Source organism: Frankia sp. CcMO1, from assembly GCF_977945845.1.
In genome coordinates this window covers 1-19192 of sequence record NZ_CDWTMG010000073.1, presented here as the reverse complement: position 1 = coordinate 19192, position 19192 = coordinate 1, and the positions used below count along the sequence as shown (strand labels likewise).

17 protein-coding genes are annotated in these 19192 nt (G+C 70.0%); 8 read left to right on the top strand and 9 right to left on the bottom strand.

From position 1 onward, the window contains the following. Positions 1 to 418: 418 nt before the first annotated feature. The 7 genes from AC08OU_RS11500 (at position 419) to AC08OU_RS11470 (ending at position 8351) form a co-directional block, all read left to right on the top strand. Entirely contained in the window at positions 419 to 2389 is a 1971-nt protein-coding gene (locus tag AC08OU_RS11500; RefSeq protein ID WP_476599506.1) for a protein kinase family protein, read from the top strand. A gap of 109 nt (positions 2390 to 2498) precedes the next feature. Then, positions 2499 to 3155: a sigma factor-like helix-turn-helix DNA-binding protein gene (locus AC08OU_RS11495; protein ID WP_462187248.1), complete on the top strand. Its 657-nt coding sequence runs from the start codon at positions 2499 to 2501 to the stop codon at positions 3153 to 3155. Continuing rightward, entirely contained in the window at positions 3104 to 4126 is a 1023-nt protein-coding gene (locus AC08OU_RS11490; RefSeq protein ID WP_476599508.1) for a hypothetical protein, read from the top strand. The genes AC08OU_RS11495 and AC08OU_RS11490 overlap by 52 nt, the downstream gene beginning before the upstream one ends. Before the next feature lie 238 nt (positions 4127 to 4364). Next, complete coding sequence (gene trxB / locus AC08OU_RS11485) at positions 4365 to 5411, top strand: thioredoxin-disulfide reductase (RefSeq protein WP_476599510.1); 1047 nt, start codon at positions 4365 to 4367, stop codon at positions 5409 to 5411. 154 nt (positions 5412 to 5565) lie between these two features. Further along, entirely contained in the window at positions 5566 to 5892 is a 327-nt protein-coding gene (gene trxA, locus AC08OU_RS11480; RefSeq protein WP_462187251.1) for a thioredoxin, read from the top strand. Between the two features lie 364 nt (positions 5893 to 6256). Then, positions 6257 to 7534, top strand: coding sequence for an N-acetylmuramoyl-L-alanine amidase (locus tag AC08OU_RS11475; protein WP_476599512.1), 1278 nt, complete (start codon positions 6257 to 6259; stop codon positions 7532 to 7534). 178 nt (positions 7535 to 7712) lie between these two features. Then, positions 7713 to 8351: a GNAT family N-acetyltransferase gene (locus AC08OU_RS11470; RefSeq protein ID WP_462203431.1), complete on the top strand. Its 639-nt coding sequence runs from the start codon at positions 7713 to 7715 to the stop codon at positions 8349 to 8351. 141 nt (positions 8352 to 8492) lie between these two features. On the opposite strand, the gene AC08OU_RS11465 is transcribed toward AC08OU_RS11470, so the two are convergent. The 9 genes from AC08OU_RS11465 to rpmH all read right to left on the bottom strand — a co-directional run bounded on the left by AC08OU_RS11465 (position 8493) and on the right by rpmH (position 16623). Continuing rightward, positions 8493 to 9494 (bottom strand): ParB/RepB/Spo0J family partition protein, encoded by a 1002-nt coding sequence (locus AC08OU_RS11465; RefSeq protein ID WP_476599528.1) that lies wholly within the window; start codon positions 9492 to 9494, stop codon positions 8493 to 8495. Beyond that, the gene (locus tag AC08OU_RS11460; protein ID WP_476599513.1) at positions 9494 to 10408 is read right to left on the bottom strand and encodes a ParA family protein; all 915 of its coding nucleotides are present in this window, start codon (positions 10406 to 10408) and stop codon (positions 9494 to 9496) included. The genes AC08OU_RS11465 and AC08OU_RS11460 overlap by 1 nt, the downstream gene beginning before the upstream one ends. Before the next feature lie 40 nt (positions 10409 to 10448). Continuing rightward, positions 10449 to 11246, bottom strand: coding sequence for a 16S rRNA (guanine(527)-N(7))-methyltransferase RsmG (gene rsmG / locus AC08OU_RS11455; protein ID WP_476599515.1), 798 nt, complete (start codon positions 11244 to 11246; stop codon positions 10449 to 10451). Between the two features lie 293 nt (positions 11247 to 11539). Beyond that, the gene (locus AC08OU_RS11450) at positions 11540 to 13450 is read right to left on the bottom strand and encodes a hypothetical protein (protein WP_476599517.1); all 1911 of its coding nucleotides are present in this window, start codon (positions 13448 to 13450) and stop codon (positions 11540 to 11542) included. A 13-nt stretch (positions 13451 to 13463) separates the two neighbouring features. Further along, positions 13464 to 14018, bottom strand: coding sequence for a Jag family protein (locus AC08OU_RS11445; protein ID WP_462187257.1), 555 nt, complete (start codon positions 14016 to 14018; stop codon positions 13464 to 13466). A 141-nt stretch (positions 14019 to 14159) separates the two neighbouring features. Continuing rightward, a complete protein-coding gene (gene yidC / locus AC08OU_RS11440) occupies positions 14160 to 15533 on the bottom strand; it encodes a membrane protein insertase YidC (RefSeq protein ID WP_476599519.1) in 1374 nt (457 codons plus the stop codon). A gap of 12 nt (positions 15534 to 15545) precedes the next feature. Continuing rightward, positions 15546 to 16076: a membrane protein insertion efficiency factor YidD gene (gene yidD, locus AC08OU_RS11435; protein WP_476599521.1), complete on the bottom strand. Its 531-nt coding sequence runs from the start codon at positions 16074 to 16076 to the stop codon at positions 15546 to 15548. Then, the gene (rnpA, locus tag AC08OU_RS11430; protein ID WP_476599523.1) at positions 16073 to 16444 is read right to left on the bottom strand and encodes a ribonuclease P protein component; all 372 of its coding nucleotides are present in this window, start codon (positions 16442 to 16444) and stop codon (positions 16073 to 16075) included. The genes yidD and rnpA overlap by 4 nt, the downstream gene beginning before the upstream one ends. A 41-nt stretch (positions 16445 to 16485) precedes the next feature. Beyond that, the gene (gene rpmH / locus AC08OU_RS11425) at positions 16486 to 16623 is read right to left on the bottom strand and encodes a 50S ribosomal protein L34 (protein ID WP_462187261.1); all 138 of its coding nucleotides are present in this window, start codon (positions 16621 to 16623) and stop codon (positions 16486 to 16488) included. A gap of 893 nt (positions 16624 to 17516) precedes the next feature. On the opposite strand from rpmH, the gene dnaA reads away from it, so the two are divergent. Beyond that, positions 17517 to 19192 (top strand): chromosomal replication initiator protein DnaA (dnaA, locus tag AC08OU_RS11420; RefSeq protein WP_476604883.1); only part of this gene is annotated, 1676 nt, incomplete at its 3' end.

Here is a 19192-nt window from a genome sequence, read left to right as displayed (position 1 = left end):
GGCTGCCCCGATAACTTCCCAAACAGGCCCTAGGGGCCAGCCGAGACGATCCCGCCGGCACCAGAAAGATCCTTGTCGTCGTTACTCCCGGGGCATCCTCGCACGTCACCGAAAGAATCGGCTCGCCGATCGTCACAGTCGGTACACATGGGCGGGTTGTCCCAAGACATTCGCGAGATCCTTCTGACCTCCTCGTACACTGGACACGCTGTGCGCGGGCCCCACCCAACGTCGCCGGTAAACCAGGCGCAGCCTCCCGCTCGTCGCTTCGTTCATCGAGGCGGCTGGTCAGAGCGACGGAGGGTACCCGGGGTGTCCGCCTACGGTGGCGGCACGCTGGGCGGAACCCCTGCCCGGGTGAGGTAGGGAAGCCCGACGGCGGATTGTGGACGCCGGGCCCGTGGACGACGGAGGCGCTGTGGTCGACGGAAGCAACCGACCGCAGGCCGGGGACGTCGATAACGACGTGAACCCGAACGCGCCCGGAGTCCGGGGTGCGACGCCGCACTCCGGCACCGCCATCCTCGCCGAGTCCGTGCTCGACCGCCGCTACCGTCTGCTCTCCGCGTTGACGACCCGTGGGCCCGTCGCCCTCTGGCGAGGCGACGACAAGGTGCTCGCCCGACCGGTGGCAGTACGCATCGTCGAGCACGGCCCCGCGTCCGCGGGCGGCGGCGGGCCGGCCACGGATCCGGAGCAGGAGCAGGCGGCCCGCCGGCTTCTCACCGCAGCGATCAACTCCGGTCGGCTGGTGCATCCCGGCGCCGCCTCGACCTACGACGCCACCACTACCACGGCCGAGTCCCGACGCATCTCCTACGTCGTCTCGGAATGGGTGGACGGCAAGACGCTGCGTCAGCTTTCCACCGACGGGCCGCTACGCCCGGAGCAGGCCGGCGCCGTGGTGCTCGCCGCGGCCCGAGTCATCGCCGCGGCACACGAGCGCGGCATCCATCACGGTGACCTGAACCCCGGTGACGTCATCGTCTCCAGCCACGGCACCGTCAAGGTCATTGACCTGGAGATCGGCGGGGTGCTCGCGGAACTCGACGGTTCCCTCCCCGCGACGGAGCTCGACGGGCACGGTAACCAGCCCGACCAGAGTGGGATCGGCGGGGACGACGGTTCCGGCCCAGGCACGGCCGACCGCGCAGGCGGCGGCCCCGACGCCACGGCGGTGAATCCCGACCTGATCGCCGCGGCCGACGTCCGGGCGCTCGGTGGCCTGCTGTATGCCGGGCTCACCGGTTACTGGCCCCTCGGCGGGGACCGCGGTCTGCCCACCGCACCCACCTCGGGCGGCCGGCTGCGGACTCCCCGACAGGTCGCCTCGTCAGTTCCGCGTGATCTCGACGCCATCACCATGGCCACCCTCGGCGACGATCGGGTCGGGGCGCCCATCACCACGGCGGCCGACCTGGTCGAAGAGCTGGAGTCGATCAACCCGGTGGACGCCGTGCTCGACACCGGGTTGATGAGCCTCGGTGACGCCCCGCCCAGCACCGAGGCGATGGACGTGGACGCCTTCGCATCCTCGGACTACCTCGCGCCGGGGGATTACCCGGCGCAGGGCCGCTATGCCGACACCGCCGGCTACCCCGGCCCCGGCCGGGACGCCCGGTACGACACCCGGGTGAAAGGCCCCCACGGGTCCCGCGGCGGCGGGACCGGCTACGGCCGCAGCGGGTACGACGACCGCAGCTATCCAGCCGGAGGTGGCGGTTACCCGGCGGGATCCGACCGCTACCCGCCTGGTTCCGGCCCGAGGCGCCGTGGCGGGCCGTCGCTGGGACGGGCCGTGCCGTGGATCGCTCTGGTGGTGGTCGTCGCAATCGCGGTGGTCGCCGTAATCACCCTGCGTGGCAACGGCGAAAAGAATAACGCTGCCAACCCCGGCACCCCGACCACGGTGCCGGCGACCCCCACCGGAACCATCCTCAAGCCAAGCAGCACGGACTCCTTCGACCCGCTCGCACCTTCGGGTGAACCCAAGACCGAGAAACCGGCGGATGTCGGCAAGGCGTTCGACGGGAACACGTCGACGGAGTGGACGACGAGCAACTACACCAGCGCGACGTTCGGCAACCTCAAGCCGGGTGTCGGGCTGCGCATGGCGTTTCCGCAAAAGATCCTGCCCACCTCTGCCACCGTGACGGTCGGCAGCCTGGGTCCGGTGTCGTTCGAGCTGCGCAGCGGCGACAGGCTGTCGGAGTCGCTCGACGGCTTCGACCGCGTGGTCGCCCAGAAGTCGGGCGCCAGCGGCACGGTGGTCCTGCCGATGTCGTCGGACGTGAACCCCTCGCAGTACTGGGTGCTGTGGCTGACCTCACTGCCGTCGAACGCCGGGCAGTACCGCGGGTCGATCGCGGAGATCACGTTCCGGTCCTGACGGGAGGACGGTGAGAGGACGGTGAGAGTCGGTCCACCCGCCGAAGTCCTGGTGGCCGCCCCGACGCCGAGCTGGGCTGCGCCGCCGTACCGCCCGCCCGACGGTGCCCATGACGACTACCCCGAAAGGCCAGATTCGTGATCCGGTCAATCCCCGCGGGTGCGTCGCCGAGCATGACCTGCACCTGGACGTCGAGGAGGCGCTGGGCTGGCTGACGCCCGGGTTGCGGACCGCCGTGGTGCTGGTGGACGTGGCAGGACGACCCGTCGCCGAGGCGGCGGGGCTGCTGGGAGTTCCGGTCGGGACGGTGAAAAGCCGGCGTTCGCGCGGTCGCGCGCAGCTCGCCGTCCTGATAGGTCCCCCCGGTCAGGGAACCCGGCGGCTTCGCCCGCCGTCTCAGAAGGAAGACACCAGGATGCGGCGGGCTCACCGGGGCAGCAGCCCGTTACCGGAGGTCGGCCCATCGGCCGCGGCCCCGCGGGCGCGGCCGACGCCATCCGGATCTGCCGAAGGAGGTGATCAGCAATGGCGACTGAGCCTGCGGGTGACCGACGCCGACCGGCGGCTCCCTCCGATCCCTTCCCGGCGGGTCGCCGCTTGCGCGCGCACGTGCATCACCCGGACGCCGAGCTGCTGGACGCCTTCGCGGACGGAGAGCCGCTCCCCCGCTCCGTCCGCGAGCATATCGAGGGCTGCGTCTCATGCCAGGAGTCGATGGTCGCCCTCCGCAGGGTCCGTACGGACCTCTCCCGCTTGGCGGCCCTGACGATGCCCGGCGAGGTGGCCGAACGCCTCCAGGCTGCGCTGGCGGCCCACGCACCTGCTCCCTCTCGGCCGGGACCGGGCCGGAACCCGGCCGCGCCGACCGGTCCGGGGCCCGCGAGCTCCGGCTTCGCCGGCACCACGGGAGCCGCCGGGGCCACCGGCACGGAACCCCTCGTGGGGGATACCGAAGCGGTCCACACCGAGGCCGTCCACACCGATCCAGGGGATGGCACGGGTGGGCGGGCGGCGAGTGGCAACAGGCCAAGGCGGCGGCCCGGCCGAGGTGGGGCGGGGGCTGGGCTCACAGACCATCAACCGGCCCGGCGCCGGGATCCGCGGAGCCGTCCGGGTGCGCCGGGTGCGCGCCCCCGACGGGACTGGGTGTCCATCATGGCGGTCTGCATCGCCTTCACCACCTTCGGGGCGGCGATCTTCGTGTACCACGGTCTGCGGAGCGCCAACGTCGATCACAGGGTAGCGGCGTCCAACCCCGTGGACAGCTCCGGCCCGGCCGGCGGTTCGGTGGTGGCCGAACGCGGCTCCGCCAGCTCCGCTCCCCTCATCATGATGGCGGTCTCGCAGGCGAGCGTCGCTCCCTCGGACGTCGTGCGGCACGGCCGGGAACTGCTGGCCGGCCGGATCCTGGGGTCCGCGGCGCTGCCGCTCGTGCCGCCGCCCGCGCCCGCGGCGGCCGGCGGCGCGACGACCCCTGCGACGGTGGACGTCGACCGGTTGCGCTCGGTGCTGGACACCCCTGGCCTGCGCCCGTGCTACCAGAGCCTGGCGGCGCAGACGGGTGGGACGATCCTCGCCGTCGACCGCGTCGTCTACAACGACCAGCCGGCGCTGTTGATCGTGCTCTCCGTGCCCATGCAACCGGCGGTGGCCAGGGTGCTGGTCGTCGACGCCCGCTGCGGCATCACCACCGTCTCCACCGCGCCGTGGTACAGCGTGTCCACCCTGCGGCACTGAGGTGGGGGTTGACGCATCGAGAGGGGCCGGGAGCCCGGCCGTCGCACGCACCGGTGGCGGGCGCGGATGGAATCAGATGCCCGCGGAGACGGTTGTCGCTGTCGGGCACCGTCTCCATGGACGGACCGATGAACGAGGAACTCAGATGAAGCCGGGGCGACAGGTACCGGCGAGGGCCCACCCGGCTCACAGGGATCCCGTAGCATGAAAGGGATCCCGTAGCATGAAAGGAGCGGGTGTGACAGCCCAGGAGGACGGCCAGGATGTCACCGGCCCCAGCAGCCAGCCCGACGGCAATGACGACATACGCGATGTCGTCATTGCCGGTTCGGGCCCCGCAGGGTACACGGCCGCTGTCTATACCGCCCGGGCCAACCTACGGCCACTCGTGTTCGAGGGCGCGGTATCGGCCGGCGGATCGCTCATGAACACCACCGAGGTGGAGAACTTTCCTGGGTTTCCGGACGGCATCCAGGGTCCGGAACTGATGGAGAACCTGCGGCGGCAGGCGGAGCGGTTCGGAGCCGAACTGGTGGCCGACGACGTCACCGAGCTCGACCTCGCGGCGAACCCGAAGGTCGTCAAGATCGAGGACAGGACCTACCTCGCCCGCACGGTCATCGTCGCCACCGGTTCGGCCTACCGCATGCTCGGCGTCGAACACGAGGAGCGGTTGCTCGGCCACGGGGTCTCCGCCTGTGCGACCTGCGACGGTTTCTTCTTCCGGGATCAGGACATCGCGGTGGTTGGCGGGGGCGACTCGGCGATGGAGGAGGCGACCTTCCTGACCCGCTTCGCCCGCTCGGTGACGGTGATCCACCGGCGGGACAAACTCCGGGCCAGCGCGATCATGCAGAAGCGGGCCTTCGCCAACGAGAAGATCCAGTTCCGGTGGAACGCAGAGGTCACCAAGCTCCTGGGCACGGACAAGCTCACCGGCGTCCGGCTGCGCGACACCGTCACCGGTGAGGAGAAGGATCTTCCGGTCACCGGGCTGTTCGTCGCGATCGGTCACCTTCCGCGTACCGAACTCGTCCGTGGTCAGCTCGACCTCGACGACGCCGGCTACATCTCGGTCGCGCACCCGACCACGAAGACGAACCTGGACGGGGTCTTCGCCTGTGGCGACGTGGTCGACCACACCTACCGCCAGGCCATCACCGCGGCTGGCACGGGCTGCGCCGCCGCTCTCGACGCGGAGCGCTTCATCGCCGCCGGGGAGGGTCCGGGCGAGGTGACCACCGTGGCTCCCCGGGTCGTGACCCCGACGCCGCAACCTGCCTGACCCGGTCGTCTGTCCGAGCGGCCGACCGAGCGGCGCTGGATCAGGCCTGCCCGACCCGGCTGCCCGAAGGCCGGTCGGGCGCCGTCCGCGGGCCACCACCGGCCCGTTGATCGCCTTCCCGTCCACTAAGAGATCATCCATCAGGGAGAACAACATGGCAGGTTCCACCACCCCCGTGACCGACAGCACCTTCGTGACCGAGGTACTGGAGAGCGACAAGCCGGTCCTGGTGGACTTCTGGGCCGAGTGGTGCGGCCCTTGCAAGATGGTCGCACCCGTTCTGGAGGAGATCGCCAAGGAGCATGGCGAGAAGCTCCGGGTCGTCAAGCTGAACATCGACGAGAACCCGGAGACCGCCCGGAACTACCAGATCATGTCTATCCCGACCATGGCTGTGTTCGTCAAGGGCGCGATCGACAAGAGCATTGTCGGCGCGAAGCCGAAGGCCGCCCTGCTGCGTGACCTCTCGGCCTACATTTGATCTCGTCACGCGGTCGTTCCACCGTCGGCCCGCCGGGTGTGATCCCGGCGGGCCGACGTCGTTCCCGGACTGGTCCGCGCCGGTTCGCCCACGACAACCGGATACCACGTGCGGCCCGGGAACTTTCTCCCGCCGTCACGAGCATCGTGGGAGTATCACGGCGGCCTGGTCACGCACGGTCAATACTGGAGGATCCGGTTCGCGGTCGGTCGAGACCGCACGGGCATGCCCTAGGCTTGAGATTCAGCAATCGGCCGTCGGCGCATCATTCGTCGACGCGGTGGCCCCGACCATCGGGTTTCGCCAGGGGCACCGGGTTTCGCCAGGGACACGTTGGGGCAGGCGAGCTGAAAGGTATGCATCGGTGAAGCTGCTGCGTCTGGGAGACCAAGGTTCCGCCGTCGCCGAGGTTCAGGCGGCCCTGACCTATCTTGGTTTTCTTCCCGTGACGCCCCGGCAGAGCCGGGATCCGGCCGGCCCGGGTAAGGGTGACCCAGGTAAGAGTGCCCTGGGTAAGAGTGCCCCGGATAGAGGTGCTGCCTCCGCCGCGGACCCGTCCCAGGACACGCGGGTCCCGGCTGTCGACGGTACTCCCGGCGGCGTTCCGGCCGAGCCGGCCGATCGGTTCGACCGAGACCTCGACAACGCGCTGCGCGCCTTTCAGCAGAGCCGGGGGCTGTCCGCCGACGGGATACTCGGTCCAGACACGGCGCGTGCCTTGGAGGAGGCACGCCACAAGCTCGGCGACCGTCTGCTCTACCACAGTCCCGCGCACCCTTTTGTCGGCGATGACGTGGCGGCGCTCCAGGAGCGCCTGTTCAACATGGGTTTCGACGTCGGCCGCACGGATGGGATCTTCGGGCCACGCACCGAGTCCGCGGTCCGCGACTTCCAGCGCAACCGGGGTCTCGATCCGGACGGCCAATGCGGGCCACACACCCTGCGCGAACTCAAACGCCTGCAGCGCACAGTCACTGGTGGCCGGCCCGACGTGCTGCGGGAGTCTGTCCGGCTGTTGGCCCACGGCTCCTCGCTGCTCGGAGTCGTCGTCGCCATCGATCCCGGCCACGGTGGCGACGATCCGGGCATCGTCTGCGGCAATCTGTGCGAACGGGATCTCATGGCCGACCTCGCCGTCCGGATGTCCACGCGGCTACTCGACTCGGGCCTGCAGGCGCACCTCATCCACGGACTGGACGAGTCCCCCAGCGAGGAGGAGCGGGCCGCGCGGGCGAACGAGCTCGAAGCAGATCTCCTGATCTCGCTGCACGCCGACAGCAGTCCATCCCCGCACGCCCAGGGGGTGTCGGCCTACTACTACGGCAACGCGCGCGGGTCGTCCGCCGTGGGTGAGCGCTTCGCCCAGCTCGTCCACCGTGAAATCGTCTCCCGGACCGACATGCTGGACTGCCGCACCCATCCGAAAGTCTGGAGTCTGCTTCGGCGGACCCGGATGCCGGCCGTACGGCTCGACCTCGGATATCTGACAAACGAACATGACACCAAGGCCCTTGGCTCCACCACATTCCGGGCAACCGTCGCCGAGGCGGTGCTCGCCGCGGCCCAACGGCTCTTTCTCCCACCCGAGCAGGACGCGCCGACGGGCCAGCTTCACGTCCCCCGCCTTGCTAGCCGCACCTGACCGGTCACCAAGACATTCCATCGACAAGGCTGACGTTTCACGTGAAACGAGGCCGGTGCGTCGATGGGGAAAATTCATGCTCGGCAGCCTAGGCTGGTTCCGTAACAGCCTCCGCGTCCGTCGACGTTGGCCTCGGCGACCGGAGGCCCGGTGGCCGACCCATGGAGCGCCTTTTTCGATGAGCCGTCGCATCGCGAACATCACCCTGGACAATATTGACGATCTCCCTCTGCCCTGCCGCCGCTGCGTCTTCTGGGAGCTCGATCCGGTGGCCCGGAGCCGCGCGGAGGAGGCCGGCGGCACCGACCTCGAGAAGGAGGCGTGGGTTTCCCTGGCCCTCCTGGAATGGGGAAGTTGCGGAAAGATCGCCTATGTCGACAACGTCCCCGCCGGATTCGTGATGTTCGCTCCGCCGGCCTACGTGCCTCGATCGGCGGCCTTTCCCACCAGCCCGGTCTCACCGGACGCGGTGCTGCTCATGACAGCGTCGATCGTCGATGAGTTCACCGGGCAGGGGCTGGGGCGGATCCTCGTCCAGTCCGTCGCCAAGGACGTCATCCGCCGCGGCTTCAAGGCGGTGGAAGCGTTCGGTGACCTCCAGAACTCCGACACCCGCTGCATCCTGCCCGCCGACTATCTCCTCGCGGTCGGTTTCAAGACGGTCCGGCCTCACCATCGATGGCCGCGACTGCGGCTCGAGGTGAAGAACGCGGTGAGCTGGCGAGAGGACGTCGAGGTCGCCCTGGAACGTCTGCTGGGATCGATGACGCCGGAAGGCGTGCTGCGCAAGGTCGGCCAGGCCGGCAATCTCGCCTGAGCACAGCGATGGCCCGGCACTCGGCGGACAGACGCGCAGCCACCCGGGGGAGCCCGGCACAGCCCGGGACCGCGCGATCCGCGCCCGGTTCGAGAACCCCAGAGAACCCCAGAGAACCCCGAGCGAACCCGAGCCGGACGCCTAGTCCAACAAGCCGTCGACCGAGGCCGACGGCGACATCACGGCGACGATCCGCTCCAAGTCCTCGATCGAGGCGAACTCGACCGTGATCTTCCCCTTGCTGCGGCCCATGTCCACCTTCACGCGGGTCTCAAAGCGATCCGAGAGGCGGTCGGCGAGCCTCGCCAGGGCCGGTGAGGCGGCCCCTGGCGCCCGCGACGCCCGCTTACGCGGGGTCTCGTCGTCCAGTGCCACGATCTCCTCGACGGCCCGCACCGAGAGACCTTCCGCGACGATGCGGGTGGCGAGCCGGTCCTGGGCGTCCGGATCCTGCAACGAGAGCAGCGCGCGGGCATGGCCCGCGGACAGCACGCCGGCCGCCACCCGTCTTTGTACCGCGGGCGAGAGCCCGAGCAGCCGGATCATGTTGGTGACATGCGACCGGGACCGCCCGAGCCGACTGGCCAGTTCCTCGTGCGTCGCACCGAAGTCGCGGAGCAGCTGTTCGTACGCCGCAGCCTCCTCCAGCGGGTTGAGCTGCTGGCGGTGGAGGTTCTCCAGCAGCGCGTCGCGCAGCATGGCGTCGTCCGCGGTCTCCCGCACGATGGCGGGAATCCGTGGAAGCTTGGCGATCTTCGATGCACGCCACCGGCGTTCACCCATGACGAGCTCGTATCGCTCGGGGGCCACCTCGCGTACCACGATCGGCTGGAGCAGCCCGACCTCGCGGAGGCTCGCCGCCAGCTCTTCGAGGGCGTCCTCATCGAAGTGAGTCCTGGGCTGGCGCGGGTTCGGGCTGACCGACTCGACGGGGATCTCGCGGAAGGTCGCCCCGTGTACGGGCAGCGGCCCGGTGCTGTCGCCGGAGCCGCGACCCGTCCCCCGGCCGCCGTAGCCACTGCCGTAGTCGGCGTAGTCACTGTAGTCAGCCGAGGCGGTGCCCACCTGACCGTCGAGGGGAGGAGGAGTAACCGGGATGAGTGCCCCCAGCCCTCGCCCCAGACCACTGCGCCGAGCACTCATCATGCCGCTCCATTCGAGTCCCGACCCCGTTCCGCGAGTTCGCGCGCCGCGGCCAGATAGGACAGCGAGCCGCGCGACGTCGGATCGTACGTCAGCGCGGACTGCCCATAGCTCGGCGCCTCCGCCAGACGCACGTTCCGGGGGATGGTGGTGGACAGCACCCGGTCCCCGAAGTGTTCCTTGACCTCGTGGACGACCTGGTCGGCCAGTCTGGTCCGGGAGTCGTACATGGTGAGCAGGATGGTCGACAGGCGCAGCTCCTGGTTCAGGTGCGCCTGCACCAGTTCCACGTTGCGCAGCAACATGCCGAGGCCCTCCAGCGCGTAGTACTCGCACTGGATCGGGATGAGCAGCTCACGGGCGGCCACGAGGGCGTTGACGGTCAGCAGCCCGAGAGAGGGCGGGCAGTCGATGAAAACATAGTCGACGTCCCGTTGCATGCTCGCGATGGCCCGCCGCAGCCGGTTCTCCCGCGCCACCAGCGACACCAGCTCGATCTCCGCGCCGGCAAGATCGATCGTTGCGGGCGCGCAGAACAGCCCCAGCGCCTCGGCGGACTTCACGATGACCTCGTCGAGGGGCCGATCCCCCACCAGGACCTCGTAGATCGAGGGGACCCCGGAATGATGGTTGACGCCGAGCGCCGTCGAGGCATTGCCCTGCGGGTCAAGATCGATTACCAGGACCCGGGAGCCATGAGATGCCAGCGCCGCCGCCAGGTTGACCGTCGTCGTCGTCTTCCCTACACCGCCCTTCTGGTTGGCGACCGAGATGATGCGCCGCCGGGTGGGGCGAGGGAATGGTTGTCGTCGTTCTACCGCCAGTGCTTCCACTGCTGCTGCCGCCGCCGCTCCGATCGGGGTCGAGGGATCGAGCAGGTCCAGTGCGGAGAGCGCGGGGTCATAGCCCCGCAAGCCCCCGCCCCTGGCCCCACCCTGGCCCGCCGACGCTGTTTCACGTGGAACGAGACTGTCCACGTGTCGGCTGGTCACGACCGACCTCCCGTGATCGGAGTGAATCCCGTGACGTCCGTCTGACCTGTCTGCCATCGTGCCGCTCACCGTCGCCGCGCCCTCCCCTGCTCTCGGCCCGGGTGCGCTGGGATGAACGTACGGCCCGGAGGACACGGGCGGGTTCCTCCACCCGCCCCTCCCCGCACCTCACGACATCCACGGGATGCCAACCCTGAGTTCCGAGACCGCTGCGCGCGTCCTGCAGTTCCTCCAGGATCCGTGAACCGCGCATCGCCAGCATGACACCACCTGGTCGCAGCATCGGAAAGAGGATTGCGCGCAGCCGCTCCAGGGGAGCGACTGCGCGGGCTACGGCTATCCCGAATCTACGACCGTCCGGGCCGATTCCGGCATCCGGTGCGCGGCCACGTACCACAGAAATCTGGTCCTCCAGACCTATGGTCGCCACAACCTCGTGCAGGAATCGGCACCGGCGTTCCATCGGCTCGAGCAGCACCACCCGCAGATCCGGGCGGGCGAGCGCCAGCGGGATACCCGGCAGCCCTGCGCCGCTGCCGACGTCCACGACATCGGCCTGCGCCGGGACCGCGTCGGCCAGGACCGCGCAGTTGAGTACGTGGCGGTCCCAGAGCCGGTCAGTCTCACGCGGACCGATCAGCCCGCGCTCGACCCCGTCGGTCGCCAGCAGCTCGACGTAGCGCGCCGCGGATCCGGTCCGCGTGCCGAAAATCTCCACCACGACGGGGGGCACCTCGGGGGCATCCGGGAGACCCGTCATGGCCGGATCCCCCGCCGTGCCATACGGCCAGCCCGCGCCGGCCGGGCCGCCTGCGTCACCTCGACCGGCCACAGCATCGAGCCGAGCCGGGTTGGGCCCGTGGGCATCGCCAGGTGACCGCCGGCAGCGGGCGGGTGGGAGACCGGATCCGTGGACCCGGCCGGACAGGACGAGAAAGCTGGGCAGGACGAGAAAGTCAGAAGACCGCGCACCCGACAAGCATCCCCGCCGACCTCGAGGTGCTCGCGCCGCCACCCCCACGGGAGGCACGGTTCCGACCCGGGGGACGGATGTCAGGTCGTCCGGTCGGACACCACGGTCCGCTGCGGCCGATCGAGTCGCGGGGCGGCGCCGGCGCAGCGATCGAAGACGGTCAACGTTCCGGTGAGGGGGAACTGCCAGCCACGGCCGGCGCACCACCCCGCCCGGGGCAGCGCGGCCAGGTCGGGCGCGAGCGCCGGCCGCTCCGCGTCGAAGACGAAGACGAGCAGCCGGGTCGGCGGGACCCGGCGGTTCGCCAGCTCGCCGACCAGGGAGGTACCCGCAGCGCCGAAGAAGATCGTGTCCTGCCGTGGCACCCGGGCCGGTACCCGCCCGGCGCCGGCACTGGGGAGAGCTGCCGGCTCACGCGCCGGGTCGTCACTCGCCTCCATCGCGTACAGCCAGCCAGGCCGGGCGAGGCGGCCCCCGACCACCACCAGGTCTCCCGGGCGGTGCAGCTGCCGGGCCGCGATGGCCGCGTCGACCATCCGATCGAGGCCACGAGTCCGGTGCCGATGATCCCAGAGCTGCCCGCTTCCCGACAGCGAGGTTCCCAGGAGCGGGACACCAAGCAAGATGATCATTGCGAGGCCGGCCAACGGCAGCACGGCGGTCGGAGAAATCGTGTTCGCGCCGGCGCTCGACGTCGGCGAGACACCGGAAACATCCAATCGTGACTGCTCGGTGACAGTCCTTCCGGTAGGGAGGGTCGGGGTCGCGGCCATCGGTGTCGGTACGGCCGGCTGAGGCCCGACGGCGGGGATACGAGGTCGCACCGCCGCCACGAACAGGACCACCAGCCGCCGGGTGCCCACCACGATCACAACGACGATCAGCGGCACGACGAAGAGGTTGGTCCGGGTCGGCCCGAACGGCCAGTACCGCGCGGCGCTCGCTCCCAGCATCAGCACCTGGGCTCCGCCGAGCGCGGTGAGGAGCAGCCTGCCGTCCGGTCGTCGTGCCAGCACGAGGACGCCGGTCAGGCCGGCGATCGACACCGCCACGGCGAGCAGCACCGAGACAACCGGCCCCCCGGGCACCGTCGCATGGATGAGGCTCGGGTCGAACCGGTCGATGCCGGGCGGCATACCGGTGATGAAGGCTCGCATCTGATCGACGATGAAGCGTACGGCCTCGACCGGCCCACGACCGGCGATGAACTGGCGATCCCAGTAGTCGCCGCGACGCTGACTGGACTGGTGCCCGATGAAGAACACGGTGTGCGCCACGCTGATGGCGACCGCGGGCAGGCATTCCACCAGTCGCCAACGCCGCGCCGGACCGCGCCATACCTCCGCGGTCGCCAACGGCAGCACCAGAAAGATCCCGGGCACGGCGGTCAGGGCCAACAGGCCCGCCGCGGTGCGTCGCAGGAGCCGGGCACGGGAGAACCCGCCGGTGACAGGTTCAGGCTGCGGGGACAGCGAGGGCCGCGGGGACAGCGAGGGCCGCGGGGACAGCGAGGGCCGCGGAGATGATCCGGTCGACCAGGCGAGGACGATGCAGACGGCGGCCAGCGCCTCGACGGAATACGGCTTGAGTTGGGTCGCGAGATCCAGGAAGGTCACGTTCAGGCACAGCCAGCACGTGGCGAACACCGCCGCGACCAGGCCGGTGAAACGGCGGGTGAGCAGGACGATCGCGGCACCGAGCAAGGGCACGGCGAGATACCCGGGAAGCCGGAGCGACCAGCTGTGCCAGCCGAGGACCTCGCCGGCCACCCGGGTCAGGCCGAACCAACCCAGCGCCGAGGGGGTGTTGGCGACGGTCAGCTCCGGCCAGAACGAGGACGCCGGTTCGCTGACGAAGTGGGCGCGCCAGATCTCGTCGTACCAGAAGGGTCTGGTCAGATAGGCATGCAGAATGCCGAGCACGGCCGCCAAGCCGACACCCACAGCGGCGGCCAGCACGGCGGAACGCGCCGGCCGCCACCGACCCGCCATCGGTCGGCGCCGGTCAGCCGAGAAGGATGACCACCCGGCGGCCGGGTTCCTCGCCCTCGGACTCACTGTGCACGCCGTCGATCCCGGCAACGGTGTCGTGCACCACCTTGCGCTCGAACGGCGTCATGGGAGCCAGCTTCTCCGGCTCACCACGCGTGATGGCGCGCGACGCCGCGGCGATCGCAATCTTGCGAAGCTCGACCCGCCGCCGGGCGCGATGGCCGCCGACGTCGAGCATGAGACGGCTGCGGGTGCCCGTCTTCTGGAGCACCGCGAGCCTGGTCAGTTCCTGCAACGCCTCCAGCGTCTCGCCGCCCGCCCCGATGAGCTTGTCCAGCCCCTCGCCTACCACGGCGACGACGGCGCGGCCGCTCTCGACGTCGAGGTCGAGGTCACCGTCCATGTCGACGATGTCGAGCAGACCCTCGATGTAGTCGGCGGCGATCTCGCCTTCCAACTCGAGATCGGACAGACGCCGATCCTCCGTGCCGGCAGTCTCGTCCGAGGGAGCGTGCTCGTCGGAGACTCCGGCTCCATCCACAGCCAGTTCAGGTGCCGAACCGGTCATCAGCGACTCTCCAGGGGAACGGGGGCGGCGGAGCAGAGATTACGGGATGCCGCCACTCGATGACGAAATCGGGTCGGCAGCCTGCCTGCCGGTCGGTCGGTTGGTCGGTTGGTCGGTTGGTCGGGAACGGCGTCTCCCGGATCAACGCCGCCCACCGGGCCGCTTGCCCTTGCCGCGCCGTTTCGCGGGTCGGGAGCCGCCGACCTGGCGCCGCACTCCGGCGGGTACGGGTGCCGGCCGGGGCGTGCTCTCCCCGTCGGAGGGTGCCGTCGGCCCGCTCGCCGCGCTCTGCCCGGCATTCTTGCCCGGGGCGTTCCTGCGGCCCGCCGCGCTGGTCTTCGCCTCCGCGCTCCGCTCCGTGGATGCGGCCGTGGTAGCGGCGACGCCGTTGTCCGAGACGCCACCGCCCGAGACGCCGTTGGCACCGGGACCGGCCGGCGCCCCCGCCTTACCGCTCTTCGGGGTCACCGCCGCCTTCGGAGTCACCGCAGTACGGGTCGCGGTCGAGGTGCCGTTACGGGACCGGGTGCCGGGGGGAGCCGTCGAGGACGTCCGACCGGCCGCCGCGGCACCGGAATCGCCGCCCTTGGTCGGGGTCACCGAGGCAGACCGGGGGCGGTTCTTCGACTTCGCCCCGGCTCGGACACCGGGAGCCGGCCGAACGGGGGTGACGGCGCCGTCGGCGGCCGGACGGGCACCGGGCAGCCGGCCGTTCGCATCCTCGGTCTTGATCGGCGGCATCTTCTTCATGATGAAGAACTGCTGGCCCATGCTCCACAGGTTGGTGGTGAGCCAGTACAGCAGCACGGCGATCGGGAAACGGAAACCAAAGAAGGCGAGCATCAGCGGGGAGCCGTAGAGCAGCGCCTTCTGCATGATCGCCTGCTGCGGGTCGGCCGGCCCGGTGCGGGCCATGATCTGGCGCTGCGTGAGGAAGGTCGTAAGACCCATCAGCACGATCAGGACGATCGCGAGAATCCTGACGTGCGTGCTGTCGACGCCGAGGAAGCGCGAGAAATCGCCATCGGAGGTGAACTTGCTCGCCAACGAGATGCCGAACACCTTGGCCGAGGCGATCTGCTCCACCTGGTCCGCGGAGAGCCCGACCCGGGGACGCCAGACCAGCGAGTGGTTCGGGCCCTCGTTCATCGGCGCCAGGTGGGTGAACACGTGGAACAGCGCGATGAACAGCGGGATCTGGAGGAAGATCGGGAGGCAGCCGAGAAGCGGGTTTCCATGCTCCCGCTGCAGCGCCATCATCTCCTGCTGCATGCGGGGTTTGTCGTGCCCGTACTTCTCCCGGATCTCCTTGATCCGGGGCTGCATCACCTGCATCGTCCGCTGCGACTTCACCTGCTTGACGAACAGCGGGAAGATCAGAATACGGACGCAGACGACCAGCAGGACGACCGAAAAGGCCCAGGAGAAGAAACTGGCAGCACCGAAGATCGGCGCGAATCCCTGGTGAAAGAAGACGATCGCGTTCGCCGCGAGGTGGTATAGGGGATCCAACAACAGTCTGACTCCTCACACCCACGGTCCGCGACCGGAACCGGCGATCTCGGCCCGCGCCCCCCGGCTGGGAGACGGAGGACCATGCCTGTGGACGGGCGGTACGGCGACGACCGGATCGCCCGCGCTCCGACCGTCGGGAGACCTGCCGGGGTCGGCCATCGCGCCCCTGGGTCTCCGAACGATTCCCGGAGCCGGATCCGTTCCCGGCACGGGGTCGTACCCGCCGGCCGCAAACGGTTGGCAGCGCAGCAACCGGGCGACGGCGAGGGCACCGCCACGCATACCCCCGTGGCGCCGCACCGCGGCCAGCGCGTAGGCGCTACAGGACAGCTCGAACCGGCACATGCCGGCGTTGCGGGCCGACCAGCCGGCTCGGTAGAGCCGCACGAGCCCGGTAAAGGTCCAGGCCAGGGGACCGCGTACCGCGCCGTCGGCGTTGCGGGCGACCCGCGGCAGGCGGCGCCACACCATCCGGGAGGCCAGCAGGAGGTCGACGACGGCCGCCGTGGCCAGCAGCACGACCAGCACCGTCCCGGCGGTCATCGTCCACGCCCATCCGGGCGCCTGGCATCCGCCGGCCGGGCCACCCTGGCGAGCGCGGCGTCCAGCGCATGGCCGAGCTCCGCGGAGCTCGCCGTCGCCGCATCGGGCAGCGCACGCACGACCAGCATCGTCCCCGGCGCGAGCGTGTCCAGCCGAACCCGTACCTGTTCCCGCAACCGGCGCCGCACCCTGTTACGCACGACCGCCTTCCCCACCCGACGGCCGACCACGAAGCCGGCCCGTGCCGGATCGCCGCTTGTTGTCCACAGATTGTGGACAACAAGCGGGCCGGATCGGGTTCGCCGACCCGTGGTCCCCACCCGGGCATGTTCGTCCCGGGTTCGGACGCGGGAGCCCTCAGGAAGCATGACCGGCAAGGGGTACCAGCAGGACCAGCGGGAACCCGCCGTCAGGCGGAGAGCTCGCTGCGGCCCTTACGACGGCAGGCGGACAGGATCGCGCGGCCCGCGCGAGTCCGCATGCGCAGTCGGAACCCGTGCGTGCGGGCCCGCCGACGGTTGTTCGGCTGGAAGGTGCGCTTACTCACGTGAGAACTCCGTCTGCAAGATGGACGCGGGCGGTGATCTTCGCCGCCGAGGGGGGAGTGGGCCGCACCACACGGCCCGGGCAAGCAGATCCCACGACAAACGAAGCGGTCTAACACCGCGGTTCGGCCTAGCCTACACAGGGCGGTGCCTCGGACGGTCCGGCGGCGAGGGATCACTGCCGGGCAGGGGGGACCTTCGGCGATCCGCCGACCCCGTGCCCGCCGGCCGCGGCTGGCCGCACCACCGTCATCCGGCCATCGCCCGGTCGCCACCAGGCCGACCTTGCCACAACGGCACTACACCGAACGCCAAGACGCGAGCGCACCGCGGCCGCGGCCGCGGCCGCGGCTAGCCGGCATCCGTCCGGCGGCCGTGGAATGCCACACTGCCGCAGCGGGCCCTCGGCGCCTCCGACGATGGGGCAGGGACGCGGCCCGGCCGCCGCGGGTACGTTCCGGCCCCGGCACGGCGGCTCGGGCCGCACCTTACGATCCTGGTGGCAACGTCTCACTCGGGGCGGGCACCAGACCGCGTCAGGTATGCCCGCGCTCGGTGAGAACGACCGGCTCGGTGCACCCTGACCTGTGGAAAACGCCTGTGGAGAGGGCGGTCGGCGGAGGGGCCAGGGCGGAACGGGGGGGACCTGGAGCGGATTCAAATGACCTCACTGATACAGGTTCATCCCCGGGAACGAGCCGGTTGCGCCACGCCGCATGCCGTGTCGTGTCCATACACAGGTTGTGGACGACGATGTGGAGAACCATCGCGACGAGGCCCCTCGGTCGCTCGGTGGCCGGGGACCACATCACCAGCCGCATCAGCCGCGACGCACCTCCAGCACGCGGGGAGCAGCACCACCCGCAAACCGTACCGAACTGCCCGAGGAGCCCCCGTGTCCAACCTCCGCGCCGACTCCGTCGCCGGTCTGCCGTTCGGGGACGAACCTTCGGGTGACCCGGACCTGGCCGCGGTGTGGAGCCAGGCCGTCGCCGGGGTCGCCGACGGCACGCTGTCCGCCCAGCAGCGTGCCTGGCTGCGGCTGACCCGCCCCCTCGGGCTCGTCCAGGACACGGCTCTGCTGGCCGCGCCGAACGAGTTCACCAAGGATCTCCTCGACTCGCGCCTGCGCCCCTTCTTGTCCACAGCGTTGTCCACAGCCTATAGGCGGGAGATCAGGGTCGCGGTCACCGTCGAACACCTGCCCGATCCGGAACCGATGAGCGGACCGATCCGGATCGTACGGCCGGTGGACGCCAGAGGCGACACCGCACCGGGTCAGGGCTCGGGCCCCGCCTCCGGTTCGGCGTTGAACGCGGGTGCCGGATCGGGATCGACCGACACCGCCGCAACCCCGGTGCCGGGGACGAGACCGGGCTCGTCGGCGGCCCCGGCATCAGCCGCTCCGACTCCGGCACCGGCACCGACGGCACTGGTGAACGGCGAGCTGCCCTTCCCCGACGCCACCGAGGGAACACCACCGGTACGGGTCAGCGCGGGTCTCGGACGCGATGCGGCGCCGCACGAGACCGAACCGGCCCAGGCCCGGCTAAACCCCCGCTACATTTTCGAGACGTTCGTCATCGGCGACAGCAACCGGTTCCCCCACGCGGCAGCGGTGGCCGTCGCCGAGGCACCCGCGAAGGCCTACAACCCGCTTTTCATCTACGGGGACTCCGGGCTCGGCAAGACTCACCTTCTGCACGCGATCGGCCACTACGCACTCAAGCTCTACCCGAACATGCGGGTGAAGTACGTGAGCTCCGAGGAGTTCACCAACGACTTCATCAACTCGATCCGGGACGACCGCCAGCAGGCGTTCCAGCGGCGCTACCGTGACATCGACGTCCTGCTCGTCGACGACATCCAGTTCCTGGAGAACAAGGAGCGGACGCAGGAGGAGTTCTTCCACACCTTCAACGTCCTGCACGACGGCGAGAAGCAGATCGTGATCAGCTCCGACCGCTCGCCCAAGCAGCTCTCGGCCCTGGAGGACCGGCTGCGCAGCCGCTTCGAGTGGGGACTGATGACCGACATCACCCCGCCCGACCTCGAGACGCGCATCGCCATCCTGTCGAAGAAGGCGGCCACGGAGCGCCTGCCGGTACCTCCGGACGTCCTCGAATACATCGCCACGCACATCGAGCGCAACATCCGTGAGCTGGAGGGGGCGCTGATCCGGGTCGCGGCCTTCGCAAGCCTGAACAAGTCCCACGTCGACCGCACGCTCGCCGAGATCGTGCTGCGTGATCTCATCCCCGATGCCGGCAATCCCGACATCACGGCCGCCGCAATCATGAACGCAACGGCGGCGTACTTCGGCGTCTCGATGGAGGACCTGTGCGGCACCTCACGTAGCCGCGTGCTGGTCACCGCCCGTCAGATCGCGATGTACCTGTGCCGGGAGCTGACCGACCTGTCGCTACCGAAGATCGGCCAGCACTTCGGGGGTCGGGATCACACGACGGTCATGCATGCCGACCGCAAGATCCGCGGTCTGATGGCGGAACGACGCGCGATCTACAACCAGGTCACCGAGCTGACGAACCGCATCCGTCTGCAGGCCCGGCA